The 21,787-nt window shown below is 68.3% G+C and carries 18 protein-coding genes; 11 read left to right on the forward strand and 7 right to left on the reverse strand.

The genetic code is table 11. The features are described from left to right. Nucleotides 1-40: 40 nt before the first annotated feature. From CQ040_RS12975 to CQ040_RS12985, 3 genes are read left to right on the forward strand one after another with little or no spacing between them, the layout of a single operon-like run. Nucleotides 41-514 (forward strand): FMN-binding protein, encoded by a 474-nt coding sequence (locus CQ040_RS12975; RefSeq protein WP_105526781.1) that lies wholly within the window; start codon nt 41-43, stop codon nt 512-514. A gap of 13 nt (nt 515-527) precedes the next feature. Next, on the forward strand, nt 528-1,409 hold the full coding sequence (locus CQ040_RS12980) for an FAD:protein FMN transferase (RefSeq protein ID WP_105526782.1): 882 nt from the start codon (nt 528-530) through the stop codon (nt 1,407-1,409). A 15-nt stretch (nt 1,410-1,424) separates the two neighbouring features. Next, on the forward strand, nt 1,425-2,999 hold the full coding sequence (locus CQ040_RS12985; RefSeq protein WP_105526845.1) for an FAD-dependent oxidoreductase: 1,575 nt from the start codon (nt 1,425-1,427) through the stop codon (nt 2,997-2,999). 5 nt (nt 3,000-3,004) lie between these two features. Here the strand turns inward: CQ040_RS12985 and CQ040_RS12990 are convergent, their stop codons facing one another. The 3 genes from CQ040_RS12990 to CQ040_RS13000 all read right to left on the reverse strand — a co-directional run bounded on the left by CQ040_RS12990 (nt 3,005) and on the right by CQ040_RS13000 (nt 6,291). After that, nucleotides 3,005-4,504, reverse strand: coding sequence for a cell wall metabolism sensor histidine kinase WalK (locus tag CQ040_RS12990; RefSeq protein WP_105526783.1), 1,500 nt, complete (start codon nt 4,502-4,504; stop codon nt 3,005-3,007). Between the two features lie 26 nt (nt 4,505-4,530). Continuing rightward, on the reverse strand, nt 4,531-5,259 hold the full coding sequence (locus tag CQ040_RS12995; protein WP_028503472.1) for a response regulator transcription factor: 729 nt from the start codon (nt 5,257-5,259) through the stop codon (nt 4,531-4,533). A 66-nt stretch (nt 5,260-5,325) separates the two neighbouring features. Continuing rightward, the gene (locus CQ040_RS13000; RefSeq protein ID WP_219844710.1) at nt 5,326-6,291 is read right to left on the reverse strand and encodes an acetylxylan esterase; all 966 of its coding nucleotides are present in this window, start codon (nt 6,289-6,291) and stop codon (nt 5,326-5,328) included. A 124-nt stretch (nt 6,292-6,415) separates the two neighbouring features. On the opposite strand from CQ040_RS13000, the gene CQ040_RS13005 reads away from it, so the two are divergent. Continuing rightward, entirely contained in the window at nt 6,416-10,426 is a 4,011-nt protein-coding gene (locus tag CQ040_RS13005; RefSeq protein WP_146113885.1) for an NEW3 domain-containing protein, read from the forward strand. Nucleotides 10,427-10,517: 91 nt separating this feature from the next. On the opposite strand, the gene CQ040_RS13010 is transcribed toward CQ040_RS13005, so the two are convergent. Together CQ040_RS13010 and CQ040_RS13015 are read right to left on the reverse strand one after the other, a co-directional pair. Next, a complete protein-coding gene (locus tag CQ040_RS13010; protein ID WP_105526785.1) occupies nt 10,518-11,678 on the reverse strand; it encodes a mandelate racemase/muconate lactonizing enzyme family protein in 1,161 nt (386 codons plus the stop codon). Nucleotides 11,679-11,768: 90 nt separating this feature from the next. Then, a complete protein-coding gene (locus tag CQ040_RS13015) occupies nt 11,769-12,572 on the reverse strand; it encodes an IclR family transcriptional regulator (protein ID WP_105526786.1) in 804 nt (267 codons plus the stop codon). Between the two features lie 229 nt (nt 12,573-12,801). Here CQ040_RS13015 and CQ040_RS13020 point away from each other — a divergent pair, with 229 nt between their 5' ends. The 3 genes from CQ040_RS13020 to CQ040_RS13030 are packed head-to-tail and all read left to right on the forward strand — an operon-like array spanning nt 12,802 to nt 15,960. Further along, nucleotides 12,802-13,740, forward strand: a complete 939-nt coding sequence (locus tag CQ040_RS13020; protein ID WP_105526787.1) for a carbohydrate ABC transporter permease — start codon at nt 12,802-12,804, stop codon at nt 13,738-13,740. Further along, nucleotides 13,740-14,597: a carbohydrate ABC transporter permease gene (locus CQ040_RS13025; RefSeq protein WP_105526788.1), complete on the forward strand. Its 858-nt coding sequence runs from the start codon at nt 13,740-13,742 to the stop codon at nt 14,595-14,597. Before CQ040_RS13020 ends, CQ040_RS13025 begins: the two co-directional genes overlap by 1 nt. A 49-nt stretch (nt 14,598-14,646) precedes the next feature. Further along, nucleotides 14,647-15,960, forward strand: a complete 1,314-nt coding sequence (locus CQ040_RS13030) for a hypothetical protein (RefSeq protein WP_105526789.1) — start codon at nt 14,647-14,649, stop codon at nt 15,958-15,960. A gap of 152 nt (nt 15,961-16,112) precedes the next feature. Here CQ040_RS13030 and CQ040_RS13035 read toward each other — a convergent pair whose 3' ends face one another. Together CQ040_RS13035 and CQ040_RS13040 are read right to left on the reverse strand one after the other, a co-directional pair. Next, entirely contained in the window at nt 16,113-16,832 is a 720-nt protein-coding gene (locus CQ040_RS13035) for an SDR family NAD(P)-dependent oxidoreductase (protein WP_105526790.1), read from the reverse strand. After that, on the reverse strand, nt 16,829-17,746 hold the full coding sequence (locus tag CQ040_RS13040; protein ID WP_105526791.1) for a dihydrodipicolinate synthase family protein: 918 nt from the start codon (nt 17,744-17,746) through the stop codon (nt 16,829-16,831). Before CQ040_RS13040 ends, CQ040_RS13035 begins: the two co-directional genes overlap by 4 nt. A gap of 112 nt (nt 17,747-17,858) precedes the next feature. Between CQ040_RS13040 and CQ040_RS13045 the strand changes: the two genes are divergently transcribed. The 4 genes from CQ040_RS13045 (at nt 17,859) to CQ040_RS13060 (ending at nt 21,759) form a co-directional block, all read left to right on the forward strand. Further along, nucleotides 17,859-18,767 carry an SMP-30/gluconolactonase/LRE family protein gene (locus CQ040_RS13045; protein ID WP_181156920.1) on the forward strand — a complete coding sequence of 303 codons (909 nt, stop codon included), beginning with the start codon at nt 17,859-17,861 and terminating at the stop codon, nt 18,765-18,767. Beyond that, nucleotides 18,764-19,408: a bifunctional 4-hydroxy-2-oxoglutarate aldolase/2-dehydro-3-deoxy-phosphogluconate aldolase gene (locus CQ040_RS13050; protein WP_181156921.1), complete on the forward strand. Its 645-nt coding sequence runs from the start codon at nt 18,764-18,766 to the stop codon at nt 19,406-19,408. The genes CQ040_RS13045 and CQ040_RS13050 overlap by 4 nt, the downstream gene beginning before the upstream one ends. Nucleotides 19,409-19,511: 103 nt before the next feature. Then, nucleotides 19,512-20,975, forward strand: coding sequence for an ABC transporter permease (locus tag CQ040_RS13055; RefSeq protein ID WP_105526793.1), 1,464 nt, complete (start codon nt 19,512-19,514; stop codon nt 20,973-20,975). Between the two features lie 58 nt (nt 20,976-21,033). Then, nucleotides 21,034-21,759, forward strand: a complete 726-nt coding sequence (locus CQ040_RS13060) for an ABC transporter ATP-binding protein (RefSeq protein ID WP_258131320.1) — start codon at nt 21,034-21,036, stop codon at nt 21,757-21,759. Nucleotides 21,760-21,787 lie beyond the last annotated feature (28 nt).

The following is a 21,787-nucleotide window of genomic DNA, read 5'->3' on the forward strand; positions in this document are numbered from 1 at the left end:
CGACGAGCGAGTCGACCGACACCGAGCCGGGAGGGCCACCATGATCCGCACGACCGTACCGACCTCTGTCCGCAAGGGATCCGCACTCCTCGGGATCGCAGGACTCTTCGTCCTCGCCGGATGCTCCGGAAACGCCGACGCCGAGAGCTCGACCGACGGCGGAAACACGCCAGACGCCGGCTCGTCGTCCTCGTCCTCCGGTGGCGACTCCACAGCGACCTACGCCGATGGCACCTACACCGCCGATGGCTCGTACCAGACGCCCGAGACCGTCGAGAAGATCTCCGTCACCCTGACCCTCGAAGGTGGCCTCGTGACCGACGTCAAGGTCACGGGCGACCCGCAGGCCCCCGAGACCGAGCAGTACCAGGGGCAGTTCATCGACGGCATCGCCGAAGAGGTCGACGGAAAGTCGCTGGACGAGGTGAAGGTCAGTCGTGTCGCTGGGTCATCGCTCACCAGCGGCGGCTTCAACGAAGCCGTGGAGTCGATCAAGGAGCAGGCCGCCGCCTAGGCGCCTGAGCCGCATGCCGAGCTGGCGCTTCGAGGCGATCGGAACGCACTGGGAGATCGAATCGTCGGAGTCGTTGACCGATGGGATGCGTGCAGCGGTCGCCGCTGAGATCGAGCGTTTCGACCGCGAATGGTCGAGGTTCCGGGCTGACTCGGATGTCTCCCGCCTCGGACGTGAGCGTGGCACCTTCGTCTCGCGGGATGCCGGGCCGATGCTCGACGCCTACCGAGAGCTCTCTGCCGCCACCGGCGGTGCGGTCAACCCGCTCGTGGCCGACAGCCTCGCAGCGCTCGGATACGACGCCGAGTACTCGCTGGTGGCCGGTGAGCCGGTGCGCGCACCGGGTGCCTGGGAGGAGCGGTTGTCATGGACGGCGGCTGGAGTCGCCACGTCGGAGCCGGCGCTGCTCGACGTCGGAGCGCTCGGCAAGGGGCGCCTCGTCGACCTCGTGATGGTTGTCCTGGCGAGCGTGCCGGGCGATCTCGTGGTGGATGCGGGTGGTGACATCCGGGTGCGCGGAGCCGGAGTGCGCATCGGTCTCGAGCATCCGTACGATTCCCAGAAGGTCATCGGCGTCGTCGAGGTGCAGGACCAGGCTCTGTGCGCCTCGGCCGTCAACCGGAGGGCGTGGGGGAGCGGTCTGCACCATGTCCTGGATGCCCGCACCGGACTGCCGGTACGCACGTGGGCTGCGACCTGGGCCCTGGCCCCGGAGGCGATGGTGGCGGATGCCGTCGCGACGGCGCTCTTCTTCGACGGCGGGGGCGAGCTCGCGCAGACCTGGGGCGTGGAGTGGGTTCGGATGAGCACCGACGGGCGGGTGCAGCGTTCGCCCGGGTGGCCGGGTGAACTGTTCCTCGCCACGAGCAGCGAGCCCCCTGCGGCTCGGAATTAGGGAAGAGTGGAGACCGTGATCACCTCATTCGCCGCCGCGCGGCAGCGCGTTCTCGCAGTGCTGGGCTCGTTGTCGATGTACCGCCTGGTGCTGTTCGCGCTGATCGCCCTCGGGGTCATCGCATTCGTGCTGTCGCTGTTCGGCGTGATCGTGTCCCCGACCCCACTCGAGCTGGTGGCCTCGTTCCTCGTGCTCGCGGTCGTGATATCGGCCGTCGACGCGGCAGCGCAGCGCATCCTGCGGCTCCCGTGGCGCATTGAGTCGTCTCTGGTCACCGCGCTCATCCTGCTGTTCGTGCTTCGACCGGGCGTCGAGTTGGGCGCCCTTCTCGGACTCGCCCTCGCGGGGGCGGTGGCGAGTGTCTCGAAGTATCTGATCGCGTGGCGTGGACGCCATATCTTTAACCCGGCGGCGTTCGGTGCCGCCGTGGTCTCGATTCTCGGCGCCTTCGGGGCCTTCGAGTGGTTGGGCACCTCGTCGTCGTGGTGGGTCGGCACGCCGGTTCTCACCATCCCCGTGGCCGTGCTCGGCCTCGCGGTGCTGTGGCGTACCGAGAAGGTGCGCGTCGTACTGGTGTTCCTGCTCGTCGCGTTCGCCACCTCGGTGGTGCGACAGGCGGTGCAGGCTGCGCAGTTCGACATCGCCTTCGACGCGGCGACGGCTCTGCAGTTCGCGGTGCTGCAGTCGCCGTTCCTGTTCCTCGGCGCGTTCATGCTCTCCGAGCCCCTCACCCTTCCGCCGCGTCGACGGCAGCAGTTCGTGGTCGCCGTGGTGGTGGGGCTTCTGGCCGGATGGCCGATCTCGGTCGCCGGCCTCTTCACCCTCGGTCAGGAGCGCGCGCTGCTGATCGGAAACCTGGTCGCCTTCGCTTTCGCCTTGCGCGGATCGGTGCGGCTCGTGCTCGAGCGGCGCGAGTTCGTGACCCCGACCGCCCAGGAGCTGACCTTCCGGGCGAAGGGGCGCGTGCGCTTCCTCCCTGGGCAGTACCTCGAGCTCGACGTTCCGCATCACCGGCCCGACGCGCGCGGCACCCGCCGGGAGTTCAGCATCGTGTCGGCGCCGGCCGACCTGCCAACGCTCCGCATCGCGTACAAGAACGGCGACCAGAAGCATCCGTCGAGCTACAAGCGTGCGCTGGCGGCAGCAGAGCCGGGGGCGACCTTCGCCGTGACCGGCACCTGGGGTGACTTCATCCTGCCGCGGGGCGAACAGCCGGTGCTCATGGTCGCGGCGGGCATCGGCGTGACGCCTTTCGTGTCGCAGCTGCGGCAGCTGCAGGCGACGGGGCAGCAGCGCGACGTGGTGCTCGTGTACGTGGCATCCGACGCATCGGAGCTTGCCTTCCTCGACGAGCTCGCGGCGACGGGCGCGCGCACCGTCGTGTTCACACGCGACGAGCCGGTCGGGCTGCCGGCGCACTGGAGCTGGGCGCAGGGAGCACGCCTGGATGCGGAGACGCTCGAGCATGCCGTCGCCGACCTCGCCACGCGTCACGCCTACATCTCCGGTCCGCCGCGACTGATCGCCGACCTCGCCCCTGCGCTGCAGAAGGCTCGCAGTCTCACGACCGACGCGTTCGCCGGGTACTGATCCGGTCAGGCTTCCGGGGCGGTGTCGCTGGACGCCGCCGGGTTCTTCGGGATGCGGACGGTGAAGGTCGTGTCGCCGGGTTCACTGGACACGGTGATGAAGCCGTGGTGGCCCTCGACGATGGCTTTGGCGATCGCGAGCCCGAGTCCGGTACCGCCGGTCTGGCGCGCCCGTGAGGTGTCAGCCCTGGCGAAGCGGGCGAACAGTTCGTCCCGGATGGCGGGATCGATGCCCGGACCATCGTCGTGCACGCGCAGCACTGCTTCGTCGCCTTCCTGGGCGACGCTGAGGGTGATGGTCGTCCCGGCCGGCGTGTGCGTGCGCGCATTCGCCAGCAGGTTCGCGACGACCTGGTGCATTCGCCCGGCGTCGCCCACGATGGTGACGGGCTCGTCCGGCACCTCGATGTTCCAGTGGTGATCGACTGCGGTGGGGCGCGCATCCGAGAGGCCTTCGAGCGCCAGCTGTGCGAGGTCGACCGTGCTGTAGACCAGCTCGCGTCCCTCGTCGAGTCGGGCTAGCAGCAGCAGGTCCTCCACGAGTCGGGTCATCCGCAACGACTGGGCCTGGATGCGCTCCAGTGACGTCGTCGTGCTCTCGATGACCTCCGGACGCTGATCCTGGGTGCTCGTCTGATGGAGGGCACGCAGCGACAGCTCCGAGTAGCCCCGGATGGAGGCGAGTGGGGTGCGCAGTTCGTGACTGGCATCGGCGACGAAGCGGCGCATCCGCTCCTCGTTCTCCTGACGTGACGCGAGCGAGGCGTTCACATGGTCGAGCAGCTTGTTGAGTGAGGCCCCGACGATTCCGGTCTCGGTGCGCGGATCTGCTTCGGATGCCGGTACACGCTCGGTGATGGTCACCTCACCGCGGTCGAGTTGTTGGTTGGCCACCCTGGTCGCCGTCATGGCGACGGCGCGAAGCGGTCGCAGGCTCACCCGGATGGTGATCGCTGTGGTCAGAGCAAGCAGGATCAGACCGCCGATCGTCGCGAGCGCGATCACGGTGAGCAGCTGCGTGAGCTGGCTCTGGATCTCGTCGCGGGGGAGTCCGGTGACCACCACGACGCCTGTGTTCGTGGGCAGAGCCATGACCCGATATGAGCCGAGGTCCGTGAGCTCCACTGTCGCGACGGAGGTGTCTTTCAACGCAACGATGATCTCTGCCAATTGCGCTCTGCTGAGCGCCTGCAGGGTTCCGGTGAGTTCATCTCCGGGTGTGTTCGCTACGACAGCGCCGCTGTAGCCGGTCACCGGACTCGAGACGAAGAGCAGCATTCCGGCCGATGGCTCGATGGGGGTCTTCAGGATGTTCTGCGCGGTGGCGGATGACGGAGCGATGGCTGTGGTCATGTTCGCCACCTTGTGCGCGGCCGTGTTCAGCTTCTGATCGAGCTGGTCCTCCATGGTCTTGCCCAGCGTCGCACTGGTGATCACGGCGACGATGATGAGGATCAGCGATACGAACCCGATCACGGCGGTCATCAGCCGTGTCTGCAGGCTCATCGGTCGCCTCTTCATCGTCGCAGAGCTCACTGCGGGGCCTTGATCATGTAGCCGACGCCGCGGACGGTGTGCAGGAGCGGCGTGCGTCCGGCATCGATCTTCTTGCGCAGGTACGAGATGTACAGCTCGACGACGGAGGACTTGCCGCCGAAGTCGTAGCTCCACACGCGGTCGAGGATCTGCGCCTTCGACAGCACGCGACGCTCGTTGCGCATGAGGTAGCGCAGCAGTTCGAACTCGGTCGCGGTGAGCTCGATCTCGGTGCCGTCGCGCACGACCTCGTGGCTGTCCTCGTTGAGGGTCAGGTCGGCGACGCGCAGGATCGACTGGCCGTCGTCGGCGGTGGCGTGACCGGTGCGGCGGATGATCGCCCGCAGCCGGGCGATCACCTCTTCGAGGCTGAAGGGTTTGGTGACGTAGTCGTCGCCGCCCGCGGTGAGGCCGGCGACGCGATCGCCCACGGCATCCTTCGCGGTGAGGAACAGGACCGGAACCAGGTTGCCGGCCTCGCGGAGCCGCTTGAGCACCGACATCCCATCGAGGTCGGGCATCATGATGTCGAGCACGAGCGCATCGGGCTCGAACTCGCGTGCGACCTGGAGAGCCTCCATTCCGGAGGATGCGGTTCGCACCTCCCAGCCCTCCATGCGCAGTGCCATCGCGAGCAGGTCGGTCAGCATCTGCTCGTCATCGACGGCGAGGATGCGCAGGGGGGAGCCGTCGGGACGGCGCAGTTCGGGCAGGTCGCTGGTCATGCCTCTATTCTGCGGAATCTCCTATGCGATTTCTATGGAGATCGCTATGCGTTGTCTGAGAGTCGCTCAAGAGAGGCGTTCGTCGGGCAGCGCGAGGAAGTCGATGCCGTCCTGGAGCGCGAGCCGATCCGACTGCTCTCCGATCGGACCTGCCAGGTGCCCGTTGGCGCGCACGCCGAGACGTCGCGGGCCGGTCAGGGCGTGATAGACCGCGAACTGCCCGCGAGGATCGACGGCGGGGTCGAGCACGGCGGCGCTGACGTGCACAGGAAGACGCAGGCGTCGCGCCGCGATCGCCGCGTCGAAGTAGTCGAGCACTGGTCGCGCCTCGGGGTGGCGGCGCACGTGCTGACGGACGGCTTCTCCGCTGCCGGTGCATGGCCGCGTCAGGCGCACATCGTGGTCGCCGAAGCTCGGCACGTCCAGGGCGGCGCGGCGGAACCGCACGTCCCAGGGAAGGGCCATCGCCCCTATCCCGCCGCCGAAGCTTCCGCCACTGAAGTCGAGCGCTCCGGTGACGGTGGGCACCATGTCGAGGAGGACGGTCGCCGCGCGCCAGATGTCCGCCGCGCTGAAGCGGTGCGCGTAGGTGTCGCGGTGCGCGATGCCGGCGAGCACGTGCTCGTCGGGGAGAGCGGGGAATCGGCTGCGGGTGCCCGCATGAGTACCGGGCGCGACCGGGAAGATCGCGGCGGTGTCGGCCGGCACGCGGTCGAGGTCTGGGCCGGTGCGGCCGCCATAGCCGTGCCCGACCACGAGGCCCCGACGGGCATCCGCGATCGAGTGCGGCACCATCGCGTAGGCGACAGCCTGCTCCTCGGCGGAGGAATGGAAGCGGATCTCGGCGATGCGATGCGTCTGGGTGGGGGCGATGTCCTGAGTGAACTCCCACGCGACGGGACCGACGCCGAACTCCTGGAATGTGGACTGCCAGAAATCGTCGAAGTCGTCGGGCTCGGTCGGTGGCGCCGGCGGGGTCATCAGAGCGCTCAATGAGTACTCCGTCAGCTCCTCGGGAGCGTGCTGTGTCACCGCGGTCTTCCTTTCTGAAAGGGTCTGCCCGTCGACGCTACCGGCGCAGCGCGGGGGAGCGGCGTCGGGGGCCGGTGAGGCGGATCCATTGACATGATCGCATATGAATTGCAGTATGTGGATCATGGATTCAATAGCTGGCAATGGAGCCGAAGAGAACCCCCTGCTGTGGAGCCGCCGCTCCGTGCTGCGCATGCTGGTGATCGCCGGGGTGCTTCCCCCGGTGCTCGGATCGCAATCCGGGCTCGCTCCTGCCGCGGCTACGGAGCTCACGACGACCGGTGGCGCCTATGCGGATGCGCTCCGTCGCCTGGACAAGCCCAACCTGGCCTTCACTCAGGTCGCCCAACTGGTCGGACAGAACCATCGGATGACGTTCTTCCAGGCGACCTGGGACGGCGGCGCGAGCATCGTGCGCGACCTGGAGGTCAAGCACAACGGCGGCTGGCTGCAGATCACCGACGCCGCCCACCGCTTCGACGAGCAGTGGCTCGTGCTGGAGGGGACGCTGCCGGCGGGGAGTGCGCCCGAGCTCTACGGCCCGTTGACTCCGAGCTGGCTCGGATTCACGTCCTATCAGCTGCTCGGTCCGCAGGCGATCGAGCTGACCACGAGTACGGACGATTTCGACCTCGTCGTGCGGTGGCGGCTGGAAGGGGCCAACCCGGAGGCGCACTACGTGCTCACGGCGAAGACCGCCGGCGACTACATCGTCGGCTATCAGAGCCAGGACGCCAGATCGATCGACGATCTCGACGAGGTGCTGTGCGGCTCGTATCAGCATGCGCTCTCGGTGCTCGACGGCTCGGCGCCCCTGGGTGCGTGGGAGCTCTTCGCGCCGATGGCGCTGACCCAGTACTCCGTGGGAGATGTCGCCGTGACCTCGGGGGTCTACCTGCCGGCCGAGGTGGCCGAGTTCGTGCACGAGCGACAGCTGATGTCGGACCGGCAGCCCTACGGGATGAGCTTGCGCAACGACAGCCTCGACATCGTGCCGTCGATGTACTCGCCGCAGCCGGGGTTGCGCACGGCGATGGCGGTCGGCGAGCAGCGCGGCTTCGCGTTCGGGATCGCGTCCCGCGCCGACACCCTGTACGGCACCTACACGCAGTTGTGCCGGAACGAGTACGGCCTGACCGCCTACCGCCACAACGTCTACGACCGCTCGCTGACGGATGCCGTGCACGCGATGACGGCGCTGATCGCCGTGGAGCCGAGCGGAGACGACTCGGTCGACTACATCCCGTCCTACTCGGGGTGGTGGAACCGCGCCAAGGGCTTCGTCGACGTGGAGAACGAGGATGCCGTCCGTGCCGCAGCCAGTGGTGTGGTGCTCGCGGCGCACTACCTGACCGGTACTGCCGACAGCACCCTCTACGACCGCCGTGCGCGGCCGCTCGTGGAGTATCAGCTCTCCCGCAAGGGGATCGGGCACTCCCCGATGATCGGCAGCCCGGTCTACAACGACACGACGCAGTACCGGATCGGGAGGATCCCCACCGATGCCGTGAACCTCGCATCGCTGTACCAGCTCACCCACGGCCGCAACGCCGGCATCCAGCGGCTCGCGGTGCAGGCGACCAAGGCCGGTGTCGTCGGCCAGAGCAGGGCGCCGTTCTCGAACGCGCTGGCGACCTATCGCGTCACCGGGGATCCGGCCTATCTCGCGGAGGCAACGCTGATCGCCCGGCGCTACTCGCAGGAGCAGATCCTCACCCCGTATCGCAGCAACGGGCAGCCGCCCGGCGGATTCGCCTACAGCTTCTCGAAGTACTGGGTCGACCTGTTGGAGATGTTCGAGGCGACGGGCGAGGCCGAGTTCCTCGACGGGGCCTACCGCGAGGTGCAGCGCTTCATCACGCAGACCGCGGTGCGTCCGGTCCCCGACACGAACGTCACCGTGCCTGTCGGGTCCGTGATCAAGCAGCAGTACGACTGGGAGTCGCGCTCCTCGCTTCCGTCGTACCCGACGACGAACGTCCCCGCCGAGACGGTTCCGGCGTGGTACGTCTCACCCTCCGGCTTGACGTTCGAGGCGCTGTCGTCGTTCAAGCTCGGCACCAGCACGCTCACGAATCCCGGCGGCGGGTACGTGTTCAACCCGTGCTGGGCGGGGGCCCTGCTGCGGCTGGCTCATCACACCGGAGACGAACTGCTCGCCGACATCGCGCACAACATGGTGATCGGCCGCTTCACGACCTACCCCGGCTACTACGGACGTCAGTTCCAGGTCGCGCACATGAAGCCCGACTTCGCGACGAGTGGTCCGGTGGGGATCACCGGGTACTACTTCCATCACGCGCCGGCCCAGCTCGGCCTCGCGATGGACTACCTGATCAGCGAGAGCTTCTATCGAAGCGGCGGCGCCATCGAGTTCCCGCACGTGTTCGAGGCGGACTTCGCGTACTTCAAGTTCTTCGCCTACGGGCACGCGCCAGGAACCTTCTTCGGCGAGGCCGGCGTGTGGCCGTATCTCCCGGAGGGGCTGGTCACGCTCGACAACCCGCTGATCAACTGGATCGGCGGCGTCGGCAACGGGGCCCTGTACCTGAGTCTCACCAACTCCGCCGGTACTGCGCAGCAGGTGGTCGTCGATCTCGCCACAGATCTGACCGGGCTGCCCCGCAGCTCCTCGACCGCGGTCGAGCTGGTCGCCTCGAACGGCGCACGTTCGACAACGGCTGCCCAGAGCGGCCGGGTCACTGTCACGGTGCCAGCCCGCGGACTGATGGCCCTCGTCGTGCGCAACGTCGAGGTACAGCGGCCGGGGCTGCCGCTCGACGACATCGCCGACCACGGTCGCGACAGCTTCCACGAGATCGACTCCGATCCTGCGACCGAGTACGGCGTCGCGCGGGGAATGCTCCTCGTGCGTCCAGACCGGCAGGGGTACGACGCCTATGTGCAGATCGACACGGAGCAGCAGGCCACGCTGTCGTACCGCATCGGCACACAGTCCGTGCAGCAGGCTCCGCAGAAGGCGTATCCGTTCGAGTGGACGATCCCGGTCGACGACCTCACCAAGACCTTCAGATACACGATCACCTCGGGAGGATCGACGACGCCCGAGGTCACGCTGCAGCTTCCCGGACGGATCAGCGGCGCGAACCCGGGGCTCGCGGGCGACGTCATCGCACAGGCGACCGGAACCGCGGGCGACCGCGTCCCGCTGATCATCGAGGTGCGCAACGCGACCGACGACCCGATCACCGGAACCGTGGCGGTGACCCTGCCGTCGGGCTGGCAGCTGGAGGGCACCGTCCCTTCGATCTCCGTGCCGGCACAGGGTTCGGCGCGGGTCGAGTCCGCGGTCGTGATCGCGGCAGCAGCAGCGCTCGGCGAGGTCGAGGTCAAGGCGAAGCTGTCGATCGCGGGAGAGGACCCTGTGACGCTGCGGCCCGCCGCGATCGAGGTGATCGACCGGCGCCGGCTGGTGTCGCTGACATCCGACGTCGAGATCGTCAGCGGGCCAGGAGCGGTCGCCAAGCTGACCGCTCTGGTCATCAACACCGGGGTGACCCCACTGCAGGGAACCCTCGCGCTCTACGGGCTCACCGGGTGGAGCGTCGGGCAGCAGAGCACCACCATCACGGTGCCGCCGAGGTCGGACCTGACCCACACCTGGACGGTGACCGCCGGATCGGGCGTCGCGCCAGGCACTTCGACTCGGTTCGAGGCGCGGTTGGATCAGACCCTGCGTCGCGGAGTGCTCGTGCGGATCGCTGATGAAGGTGTGATCGCGCACACCCAGTCTCCGTGGCCCGGCTACCTCGAGGCCGGCAACTGGTACCCCAGCGGGTTGTCCGGATGGAACGGCACGCGCACCCGCTACAGCGACTCCGACTCGGTGGGCAGCACGGTGACCTGGAACGCGCACCTGCCGCAGGCGGGGCTGTATCGCGTCTCGGTCTGGTATCCGACGAACGCCACCACGACGACCTCTGCTGCGTACATCGTCGGGCATCAGAGCGGCAGCACAGAGGTGATCGTGAACCAGACGGAGGGGGCCGCGGCCTGGCGCTCGCTCGGTACCTTCCGCTACGGCGCCGATGCCACCGGAACCGTGCGGCTCGAGGTGCGCAACACGAGCATCCACCGTGTCAGCGCCGCGCAGTTCGTCCGCGTCGGCGACTGACACGACCCGCGACACCGACGACGAACGGGTGGGGGGAACCGGAAGGAATCCGGTCCCACCCACCCGTTCGTGGTCGAGACGAGAGGAGGCGTCAGTGCCGGACGTACTCCTTGATCGCGTCCTCGTCGACCGTGACGCCGAGCCCGGGTCCGGTCGGGACGATGAACCCGCCGTCGGCACGCACCTCGAGCGGTGTCGTGAGCAGGCGGTTGGCGACCGGGAGAGTGAACGGCTGGTACTCGAACGCGAGGAGCGAGGCGGCGCTCGCCGCGACGTGCACGCCGGCAGCCATCGCGATGCCGAAGGCTGCCGAGTGGTGAGGGGCGACCTGCACGTGGAATGCGTCGGCGACCGCCGCGATCGCGAGGCCCTCGGTGATGCCGGTGCGGCCGATGTCGGGCTGCGTGAGTCCGACAGCGCGACGGGTGAGCCAGTCGGTGAACTCGAAGCGGCTGCGCATCGCCTCGCCCACCGCGATCGGGGTGGCGAGCGCGGTCGCGAGGTCACGGTGCCCCTCGACGTCTTCGGGAGCCAGCGGCGCCTCGAAGAACCACGCCTTCCGTTCGTCGAGCTCGCGGCCGAGAGTGCGTGCCTCGCCGAGCTGGTAGGTCCAATGCGCGTCGAGCGCGACGTCGAGGTCGGGGTGCACTCCCCGGACCGCGTCGTAGGTGGCGAGGTCGGTGCGGATGTCGACGCCGAGGTGCAGCTTGATGCGGCGCACACCGCCTTCGACGAGCTCGGCTGTCTTCTCGGCGCGCTCGACGTCATCCACGCCGCGGATCCCCGAGACGTAGGTCGGCAGCACCTCGTGGAAGCGTCCGCCGGCGAGCTCGGAGACCGAGAGGCCGGTGGCGTGACCCCAGAGGTCCCACAGGGCGATGTCGACGGCCGCCATGGCGTCGGCCTGGTGGCCGGTGAGGTGTCCGCGCTCACGCATCGACTCGGTCATGCGGTGCCAGAGCGTGCGCACCGAGCGCGGATCCTCGCCGATGATGAGCGGGGTGAGCAGGTTGTCGACGATCGCGGCGGCAACGACCGGCGCGACCGGAGCGAGGGCTTCGCCCCAGCCGACGAGGCCCTCATCGGTCTCGATCTTCACGAGCAGCGTCTCGTAGCCGGGGGAGTACAGGCTCCGCCACGGCGGTCGGATCACGTATCCGCGGTGGTCGACCGCGGTGTCGCCTGCATAGGAGTTGTTCGCCTCCTCCTTCGAGAGGTACAGCGGGAAGGTCTGGACGCGCGTGATCTTCACAGGGGTCTCCAAAGACATCGATGGTCGAGCGGCCGGCGGCGGGGTGCCGCGGTCAGGGGGTCAGAGGGTCGCGAGGCGTCGCGGCGGGGATCAGAGCGCCGCGAACGCCGATGCGGTGCGGGAGGGGCTGTACCCGAGGGCGACGGAGATCTCGTCGGCGGCCTCGATCAGCTGCAGGGCGAGTTCCTGGTGAGAGGCGTGCAGATCCAGCACCGAGAGAGGCCCGCTGGCCGAGAGGCCGGCGACGATCTCTCCCGCGCGATTGCGGATGGGGGCGGCGATGCACGCACGGCCGAATGCGAGCTCCTCGATCTCGGTCGCATAGCCGCGGCTGCGCGACTCGTCGAGGGCGATCTGCATCGCGGCGCGGTCGACGATCGTGTGCGGGGTGAAGCGCTGGGGCGTCTGCGCGAAGTACTCGTCCACCTGCTCGTCGGTCATACCGGAGAGCAGTGCCTTGCCGATCCCGGTCGCATGCAGCGGACCGGTGCGCCCTGCCATCGCGAACGACTTGGGCGCGAGCGCACCCTCGAAGTTGCAGAGGTAGGTGAAGGTGAAGCCGCTGAGCTCGGCGACGTTCACGCCGATCTCGATCTTGCGGGCGAGGTTCTGCGCGATCTGCCGCGAGGCGCGGAAGATGGGCGAGCCGTTGAGGGCGATCGTGCCGAGCGCCACGGCAGCGGGGCCGAGGCGGTAGAGCCCGGTGCGGGCGTCCTGCACCACGAACCTCATGCGGTCGAGCGCCGACATCATGCGCGAGACGGTGGACTGGCCGAGCCCGGTGAGGGTGCAGAGTTCGGAGACCCTGAGCTCACCCGCCTCTTCGGTGAAGCATGCGAGCAACGACATCGCTCGTTCGACGGTCTGGGTGCCGCCCACCGATTCCGATGCCATGGTCACTCCTCCTCAGTACTGCCGCCGCGGATGCGACGCTGCGGCTGGTCGCCGCTGCCAGTCATCCTATTCAGTGAAATGGCTTCGAGCAACACAAATGTGGGTGTCTTATGCATTTTGTGGATTTCGCATCCGCATTGTGGTTGAATAGCCCCACGTCGACGTCGACGACTGTGACGACGATGCGCAGGGCCCCACGCGGGGTCGTCTCTACGGGAAAGTGACTGCAATGCAACAAGCCATACTCGAGCGGCCCGCCGAGAGCGAGCAGAAGGCCGTCGAGCCACGCTCAGGGCGACGCTCCACGCTCGGCGCGAAGGATCGCACCTTCGGATTCATGATCGCACTTCCCGCGGTCCTCCTGTTCCTCGTGATCGCGATCTTCCCCCTCGTGTCGAGCATCTTCACGAGCCTCTTCGATCAGTCGCTGCTACGCCCGGAGCGCACCTTCGTCGGCCTCGACAACTATGCGGCCGTCTGGGAGGAGTTCTTCGCCCGACTCGGCACGACTCTCGTGTTCGCCTCGCTCGCGACGGTCTTCCCCCTCGTGCTCGGTGTGGCACTCGCGTTGCTGCTGAACGCCCGCATGCGTGGTCGCAACATCCTGCGCGGTGCTCTGATGCTCCCGTGGCTGCTGCCCGGCGTCGTCGTCTCCTTCCTCTGGGCGTGGATCTTCAATGACAGCTACGGCGTCGTCAACCACGTCCTCACAACGTTCGGACTGCCCGAGATCAGCATGCTCGGCACCCCCACCGGTGCCATGGCGGCCGTCGTCATCGCCAAGACCTGGCACTCGTTCCCGTGGATCATGGTCGTCGCCCTCGCCGTGCTCCAGACGCTGCCGAGCGAGCAGATCGAGGCCGCCACGATCGACGGAGCAACCCGCGCGCAGCGGTTCCGTCACATCTCGCTGCCGCACATCGCCGGCCCGGTCACCCTCGTCGCGGTGCTGGAGTTCATCTACAACTTCGGCAACTTCGACACGATCTTCGTGATGACCGGCGGCGGGCCGGGCAACTCGACGACGACGCTCGCGGTCAGCCTCTACGATCTCGCGTTCGGCAGCTACGAACTCGGCAAGGCTTCCGCGATGGGTGCCCTCTGGCTCGTCCTGCTCGCGATCATCACGAGCGGATACCTGTTCCTCAACCGTCGGCTGGAGAAGTGATGCGCCGTAGTCGTGATGTCGGGGAGTCGATCATCCGCCCCCACCTGTCCATCCCGGGACGCGTCCTGCTCCTGCTGCTGGCCCTGTTCGGCCTGCTGCCGGTCTACTGGCTCACGGCGACCGCGTTCACGAGGAAGGAAGACGTCTTCTCCGCGGATCGTCCGTTCTTCCCGGTCAATCCGACGATCGAGAACTTCGTCGGCTTCTTCCAGAACGACCTGCTGCTGAAGAACCTCCTGAACAGCATCATCGTCTCCACCGGCACCGCCCTGCTCGCGGTCCTGGTCGGCGGTCTGATGGCGTACTCGCTCTCGAAGTTCCGCTACCGCGGACGCAACGCCATCATGTTCATGTTCCTCATCGGACAGCTGATCCCCGGTGCCCTGCTGCTCATCTCGCTGTACCTGATGCTGAGCTCCGCCGGACTGCTCTACACCTACACGGCGCTGATCATCTCGTTCACGACTTTCACGCTGCCGCTCGCAGTGTTCCTGCTGAAGGGCATCATCGACGCCCTGCCCGATGACATCCTCGAGGCTGCGAAGGTGGACGGACTCTCGCGCACCGGGACGATCTTCCGCATCGTGTTCCCGCTCGTGGTCCCCGGTCTCATCACCGCGGGCATGTTCGCCTTCATGCGCGGCTGGAGCGATCTCCTCTTCGCGCTCACGCTCGCCGGCCCCGACAAGCAGACGCTTCCGGCGGGACTGACCCAGGCGTTCATCCGAGAAGGCACGGCCGACTGGCCGGCGCTGATGGCGGCATCGCTCATCACCTCCCTCCCGCTCGTCATCATCTTCGTCCTCCTGCAGCGCTACTTCGTCTCCGGCCTCGCGGCCGGAGCGGTCAAGGGGTAGTCATGCGTCCCGAACAGCTCGTCCCCCTCATCCCGAAGGAGCACTCCTCATGAACATCTCGAACTCGCAGCTGAGCCGCCGAGCCTTCCTCGGAGGCGGTACTGTCCTCGCCGCGTTCGGAGCGCTCGCGCTCGCCGGCTGTGCGACGCCCGCTGCCCCCGGCACCGGCGCCGGTGCCACGGCAGCAGCCGCGACCAAGGCCAAGACCATCAACTTCTACGGCAACTCGCTCGGCGAGGAGGCCCTGAAGTCGGCGTGGCAGGGGATCCTCGACGGCTTCTCGAAGCAGGAGGGCGTCAAGGTCGCCCCGGTCATCTACCCGTACGACCAGGCAGCCACGCAGCTGGCCCTGACCGGACGCTCCGGCAACCTCATGGGTGTCGGTCAGTCCGGCGGGTGGCAGGTGCTCACCCCGATGAACGTGCTCGCAGACCTCACCGACCTCGCCAAGGGGCTGGGCATCCCGCAGGGTGTGCTCGACTCCTACACGATGGACGGCAAGCTGCTCGTGCTGCCGCTGACGGCTGCCGGCATCGGCATCATCACCAACGGCGAGATCGCGAAGAGCGTCGGCATCAAGTCGGGCATGACCGTGGAGCAGTTCGCCACCGCGCTCGAGAAGATCAAGAAGCAGGACTCCTCGCTGATCCCGTACGCGGCGGTCACCAAGAACCCGGACCTCAAGGACGCCGTGCCGTGGATGTGGGGCTTCGGCAGCGAGGTCGTCACCGACGACCTGAAGTGCACACTGGGAGACGCCGAGAGCGTCAAGGCCGTCACCTGGTACAAGTCGCTGCAGGATGCCGGCCTCACGCAGACGAACGTGGCGCGCAGCGATGCCCGCATCCTGTTCGCGAGTGGCAGGGCAGCCCTGTACGACGACGCACCGCTCGCGTCGACCTTCGTCAAGACGAACGGCGCGGCGCAGGACATCATCGACAACATCGGTGCCATCTCGCGCCCGACCGCCGGTGGCAAGGAATCGTTCAACCGGGCCTGGGGCAGCGGTGTCTTCGCGACGGCTGGCGAGGGCGAGCTCACGAGCCGTGACTTCATCCTCTACGCGGCGACCAACGTCGAGGCGGCGACCGCGCTGTACGAGAACTCGGCGGTCGCTCCTGCCGCCAAGACCGTGGCCGACAAGATCCCCGCTCTCGCGGCCGACAAGTTCCAGGGCGCGTTCCGCACCGAGGTCTCCGAGCACGCTCGCGGGGCCGCATGGGACCGCGTCGCCGTCACGGCCCAGATCGACGCCGCCATCGGCGCTGGTGTCGCGACGATCCTCGCCGGTCAGGTCGAGGCGCAGGCCGGCCTCAACGCCCTGAAGAAGGAAGTGCAGGGGCTGCTCGACGCCAACTCCTGACCTGTCGCCTGCTTCGAATCGCGTGAATGGCCGTGTTCCCTCCGGGGATGCGGCCATTCACGCGCTTCGTACGTCTGCGGTGAGGTACAAGAACCACGACGAAGGCCGCGTCCCGACAAGGGGACGCGGCCTTCATCGTGCGAACCGGCGGTTCAGAGCCAGCGGTCGCGCAGTACGGGCTTCAGCCAGGCGGCGGGGGATGAGATCGACAGGCCGCCGTCGACGGGGATCGACGCTCCGGTGATGAAGGACGCGGCGTCGGAGGCGAGGAACGCGACGACTGAGGCCACTTCCTCCGGCCGGCCGATGCGTCCGAGGGGGTAGCCCTCGCTCTCGCCGGTGTCGATCGCTGAGATGCTTCCCGGCTGCACGGCGTTGACGCGGATGCCCTGGGGGCCGTAGTCGAGGGCCAGCTGTCGTACGAGGCCGTCGACGCCCGCCTTGGCGGCCGCGTAGGCCGGCAGGGCGGGGGCTGCGAGCGACGAGTTGACCGACGTCACGGCGACGATCGACGAGCCCCGCGTGAGGCGCGAGAGTGCCGCCCTCGCCACGAAGAACGCCGAGTCGAGAGTGGCGCCCAGCGCGCCGCGCCAGTCCTCGTCGCTCGTGGCTTCCGCGCGCGCGATCGGCATGCGGCCGGCCGCGAGCACGACGACGTCGAGTCGACCCAGCGCCTGCTCCGCATCGGCGACGGCGCGGTCGGCCGCCTCGGGCCTGCTGCAGTCCGCGACGAGGTACCGCTCGAAGACCGGATCCGACGACTCCTCGAGCCCCACTCCGACGACGGCATCGCCGCCATCGGTGAAGGCGCGGGCGATCGCGAGACCGATGTCGGAGTTGCCGCCGATCAGCAGCACGCCGCGGCGGGTCACACGCGCACCGTGGCGGGGATCGGCGGAAGGGCGAGCTCGTCGATCACGAGCTTGACCGATGCGCGGCTTCCGGCGTCCAGCCGCGAGGCCGGATAGCGCACGGTCGCGTGGTCGATGATGCCGCGCGCGACGAGAATCTCCTTGTGCACCGCCCACGCGATGCCGCCTTGCAGACCGATGAGCACGAGAGGGAGCATACGACGGAACTCGGCGCGCGCCTCGTCGACGCGCCCCTCCACGAACTGCGCGAGCACCGGACCGAGCAGGTCGGGGAACTCGCAGGCCGGCATCGTGCCGACGGCGCCCCTGGCGTACTCCTCCAGGCAGAACTGCGCGTTCTGTCCGCCGAGCACCGCGAAGTCCGGGTCGTCGATCGCCGAGACGACGGCGCCGACCTTGGGGGCGGTCGGCGGCGCTTCGACCTTGACGGAGTCGACGCCCTCCAGGCGGGCGATCTCGGCGATCAGCGACGGCGCCATCGCGACACCGGTGACGCCGGGGGCATCCTGCACCATGACCGAGAGGGAGGTGGCGTCGGCGACGTCGCCGTAGAAGTCCACGAGCGTCCCTGCCGGCGGCTTCACCATGAACGGCGGCAGCACCATGAGCGCGTTCGCGCCGCCCTCTTCCGCGAGGAGTGCCTGCTCGATCGAGGTCGCCGTGGAGGTGCCGTTGACGCCGGCGATCACGGGGATCCGGCCGTCGACCACGCGGACGACGTCGTCCAGGATCGTGCGCCGCTCCTCGGTGGTGAGGGCGAAGCCCTCGCTCGCCATGCCGAAGACGGCGACGCCGTCGACCCCGGATGCGAGCTGGAACTCGACCAGTCGACGCAGGCTTTCGCGGTCGAGGGCGCCCGACTCGTCGAAAGGAGTTGCCAGGATGGGCATCAAGCCGTGGAGTGTCGGAGCCATCAGCTGTTTCCCCGCTTCATCATCGTGTATCCACATTTCTCGCAAGTGTTATGCATATTGTGAGATAGTCTGCCACATAACGGTTACGAGCTACCAGCGAAGGATGACCCGGATGTCGCACACCCAGACCGCCCGAACCGTCGAGATCCTCTCCGACGCCCGATATGTCCAGGCCGAGTCGCCGCGTTGGGACGGTCGCGACGGGAGCCTCGCCTGGATCGACATGGCCACCGGGTCTCTGCACCGCGGTCGGTTCGAGCAGGGGAAGCTCGTTCCCGTGGACGCAGTGGTCGTCGGTGCGCAGATCGGCGCTCCGGTCCCGCTCGCGCAGCCGGGGGCGGGCTGGCTCGTCGGCGTCGATCGCCGCGTGGTGCACGTGAGTGACGACGGGGTCGTCACCCCGGTCACGGATGACATCGCGGGGCCGGGCGACTACATGAACGACGGCGGCGGTGACCCGTCCGGGCGCTTCTGGGTGGGCAGTCAGTCGATGCCCCGTGACCCGCACTGCACGCTGTGGAGCATCGGCCCAGACGCGGAGCCGATCGCGCGCCTCGACGGGGTGACCGTCTCCAACGGCCTCTCCTTCGATCGCACCGGCTCGACGCTGTATTACATCGACACGCTTCCGCACCGCAGCATCGAGGCGTTCGACGTGGCACCCGACGGTGAGCTCTCGAACCGCCGCACCGTGTGCCGGGTCGAGGGCGGCAACCCCGACGGCATGGCGATCGACCTCGACGGCATGCTCTGGGTCGCGGTGTGGGATGCCTCCGAGGTGCGTCGCTACTCGCCCGCGGGCGAGCTCGTCGAGACGATCGTCCTGCCGGCGAAGCGGCCCACCGCCGTGGCACTCGTCGACCGACTGCTCGTGATCACGACGGCCAGCATCGGGCTGACGGATCCCACCGACGCCGACGGCGCACTGCTCGGCGTGCAGGTCGATGTCGGCGGTGCGCCCGCTTTCCCGTGGGGCGGCAGGGCGCCGATCGTCGACGGCGAAGAGGCGGCAGCGCTGTGAGCACCGTCGACAACGCGCAGCTGCAGGAGCGGCTGCGCAGCACGCGGCTCGTCGCGATCCTCCGCGGGACCGACGTCGACGCCACGATCGCTGCAGCACGGACGCTTCTGGAGACGGGGGTGCTCACCCTCGAGATCGCACTCACCCTGCAGGACGCGGAGGAGGCGATCGCCCAGGTGGTGCAGGATGCTCCGCCCGGGGCGCTGATCGGCGCCGGCACGGTGCTCGACGAGGCAGACGTCGATCGGGCGGTCGCCGCCGGAGCGCAGTTCATGGTGACGCCCGCCCTCAGCGCCTCCGTCCCCTATGCGGTCAGCCAGGGCATCGGCGTGCTTCCGGGCGTCTACACGCCCACCGAGATCCAGCGGGGCCACGACCTCGGCAGCGCGGCCGTGAAGCTGTTCCCGGCATCGGCGCTCGGCTCCGGCTTCATCCGCGCCGTACGAGATCCCTTCCCACAGGCGCGGATCATCCCCGTGGGAGGAGTGAGCGTCGACACCGTGGGCGAGTTCCTCTCCGCAGGCGCCTTCGGCATCGGAGTGGGAGGGCCCCTCGTCGGCGATGCCGCGACCCCCGGCGGCGACCTCGAGGCTCTCGCCATCCGCGCCAGGGCGTTCGTGCAGGCCGTGCAGACGGGTTGACCGGCCAACTCCATAGGTCTCTCATCACCGGTCCCTCGATCTCGCATATGCGCGATTCCTAACGTCGATCTCGCCCCGCGATGGCCGCGGCGGAAGGAGAGAGATGTACGGAACATATCTGCGGCGCGAACTCGCCGGCCGCAAGAAGCAGACGGTGATCGTCGCGATCGGGCTGGCGATCGCGATCGCCCTCGTGATCGTCGTCAACGCCCTCACCGCAGGAGTGCGCGATGCGCAGGCGCAGGCCCTCGCCTCCGTCTACGGGGTCGGCACCGATCTCACCGTGACGGGCGCGGCCGCCGAGCCCGGCCAGGGTGAGGGGCCGCGCTTCGACTTCGACGCGGATGCGGGCGAGAGCGACGGCGAGACCACCACGCTCGCACAGTCCACGCTGCGGACCGACTTCCTGCGCGGCACTCTCGACTCGTCGGTACTCGACACCGTCGCCGCCACGGACGGCGTAGCGGCAGCATCCGGGGCATTGAGTCTCACGAATTCCACATTCTCCGGCGAGGTGCCCAGCGGCGGATTCGCGCAGCAGGACGGCGAGCAGCCGGCCGCTCCCGAGGAAGGACAGTCGCCACCGGAGGGCGGACAGGGCGGCGGCGGAGGCTCCTTCGGAGTCGACTCCTTCTCGGTGCTCGGGATCGATCCCGCAGCAACCTCGGTCGGTCCGCTCGCGTCGGCCGAGGTGACGGACGGCCGCGGATTCGATGCTGATGACGCCGAAGCACTCGTCGCCCTCGTCGACAGCACCTACGCCGGTACGAACGAGATCGCGGTGGGAGACACGATCGATGTCGCCGGCTCCGATGTCGAGGTCGTCGGCATCCTCGGCTCGACCTCGGACAGTGCGGACACAGCCGCGAACGTCTATCTGCCGCTGAGTACCGCGCAGACGCTCGCCGGAGTGGACGACGTCATCTCCACCGTCTACGTGCAGGCTGATTCGGCCGAATCCATCGACGCGGTGCAGTCCGCGCTGGCCGACGAGCTCCCCGACGCGACGGTGACCTCGCAGTCCGAGCTCGCCTCGACCGTCTCGGGTTCCCTCTCCAGCGCGACCACGCTGATCACGAACCTCGGCACGTGGCTCTCGATCATCGTGCTCGCCGTCGCTGTGCTGCTCTCGGTGCTGCTCACGCTGTCCGGCGTCGGGCGTCGCACGAGGGAGTTCGGAACGCTCAAGGCGATCGGCTGGTCGAATGGCCGGGTCGTGCGTCAGGTCGCGGGCGAGTCGATGGTGCAGGGACTCATCGGGGGAGCGGTCGGCCTCGTCCTCGGCATCGCCGGCATCGTGCTGATCAATGTCCTGAGGCCCACTGTCGCCGCGAGCGGCGCAGGTCAGGGCGTAGGCCCCGGCGGTATGGGCGGCGGCCCCACCGGCGGTGGCGCGATGTTCCAGAGCCAGCAGGCCGCAGACATCGTCCTGCAGGCGCCGTTCACACCCTGGGTTCTGGTGGCGGCCGTCGGCCTCGCGGTGCTCGGTGGTCTGGTCGCCGGTGCGTTCGGCGGCTGGCGTGCTGCGCGCCTGAGCCCGGCGGAAGCACTGCGCTCGGTCGCATGAGCGCTGCCCGCACGAGCAGAACCGACTGAACCCGACATTCCACGAGAAGGAGAAGCACATGACCATGGCAGACCTCGACCAGACGGCGCCGCGGACCGAGAACGAGCAGCCGCTCTATCGTGTCGCGGGCGTCACCAGGACCTACGCCCAGAAGGGGCGCATCGTGAAGGCGCTGATGGGCGTGGACCTCGACATCATGCCCGGCGAGTTCGTCACGATCCAGGGCCCGACCGGAGGAGGGAAGTCGACCCTGCTGCAGTTGCTCGGTGCACTCGACACCCCGTCGACCGGGTCGCTCCTGCTGGACGGCAGAGAGCTCGCATCGGCGTCGGCGAAGGAGCTCGGCCGCATCAGGGCGGAGGAGATCGGGTTCGTGTTCCAGGGGTTCAACCTGATCCCCACGCTCACCGCGACGCAGAACGTCGACATGGCGCTCGAGCCGCTCGGAGTCGACAAGGCGCAGCGCCGCACCAGGGTCGCCGAAGCTCTCGCCCACGTCGGCCTCGATGACAGAGGCGACCATCTGCCCACCGAACTCTCCGGAGGCCAGCAGCAGCGCGTCGCGATCGCACGAGCCATCGTCAAGAAGCCTCGCGTGCTCCTCGCCGATGAGCCGACCGGAAATCTCGACGAGAGCATGCGCGACGAGATCCTGACGCTGCTCGAATCGCTGTGCGCCGAGGGGATCACCATCATCGTGGTGACGCATGACTCCGCGGTGGCGCAACGTGCGACACGTCGACTGCGCCTCACCAAGGGCGTGGTGCAGGACATCACGAAGTAGGGGAGCACGACCATCGTCGTGTGACGCA

The sequence above is a fragment of the Microbacterium sp. MYb54 genome, from assembly GCF_002979515.1.
In the GTDB taxonomy this organism is placed as follows: Bacteria; Actinomycetota; Actinomycetes; order Actinomycetales; family Microbacteriaceae; genus Microbacterium.

Coding starts and splice junctions, on each gene's coding strand:
- CQ040_RS12980 (WP_105526782.1), top strand. CDS start 528: ATGCCGAGCTGGCGCTTCGAGGCGATCGGAACGCACTGGGAGATCGAA.
- CQ040_RS13020 (WP_105526787.1), top strand. CDS start 12,802: ATGCAACAAGCCATACTCGAGCGGCCCGCCGAGAGCGAGCAGAAGGCC.
- CQ040_RS13055 (WP_105526793.1), top strand. CDS start 19,512: ATGTACGGAACATATCTGCGGCGCGAACTCGCCGGCCGCAAGAAGCAG.
- CQ040_RS12990 (WP_105526783.1), bottom strand. CDS start 4,504: ATGAGCCTGCAGACACGGCTGATGACCGCCGTGATCGGGTTCGTATCG.
- CQ040_RS13005 (WP_146113885.1), top strand. CDS start 6,416: ATGGATTCAATAGCTGGCAATGGAGCCGAAGAGAACCCCCTGCTGTGG.
- CQ040_RS13025 (WP_105526788.1), top strand. CDS start 13,740: ATGCGCCGTAGTCGTGATGTCGGGGAGTCGATCATCCGCCCCCACCTG.
- CQ040_RS13060 (WP_258131320.1), top strand. CDS start 21,034: ATGACCATGGCAGACCTCGACCAGACGGCGCCGCGGACCGAGAACGAG.
- CQ040_RS13015 (WP_105526786.1), bottom strand. CDS start 12,572: ATGGCATCGGAATCGGTGGGCGGCACCCAGACCGTCGAACGAGCGATG.
- CQ040_RS13045 (WP_181156920.1), top strand. CDS start 17,859: ATGTCGCACACCCAGACCGCCCGAACCGTCGAGATCCTCTCCGACGCC.
- CQ040_RS12975 (WP_105526781.1), top strand. CDS start 41: ATGATCCGCACGACCGTACCGACCTCTGTCCGCAAGGGATCCGCACTC.
- CQ040_RS12995 (WP_028503472.1), bottom strand. CDS start 5,259: ATGACCAGCGACCTGCCCGAACTGCGCCGTCCCGACGGCTCCCCCCTG.
- CQ040_RS13030 (WP_105526789.1), top strand. CDS start 14,647: ATGAACATCTCGAACTCGCAGCTGAGCCGCCGAGCCTTCCTCGGAGGC.
- CQ040_RS13040 (WP_105526791.1), bottom strand. CDS start 17,746: ATGGCTCCGACACTCCACGGCTTGATGCCCATCCTGGCAACTCCTTTC.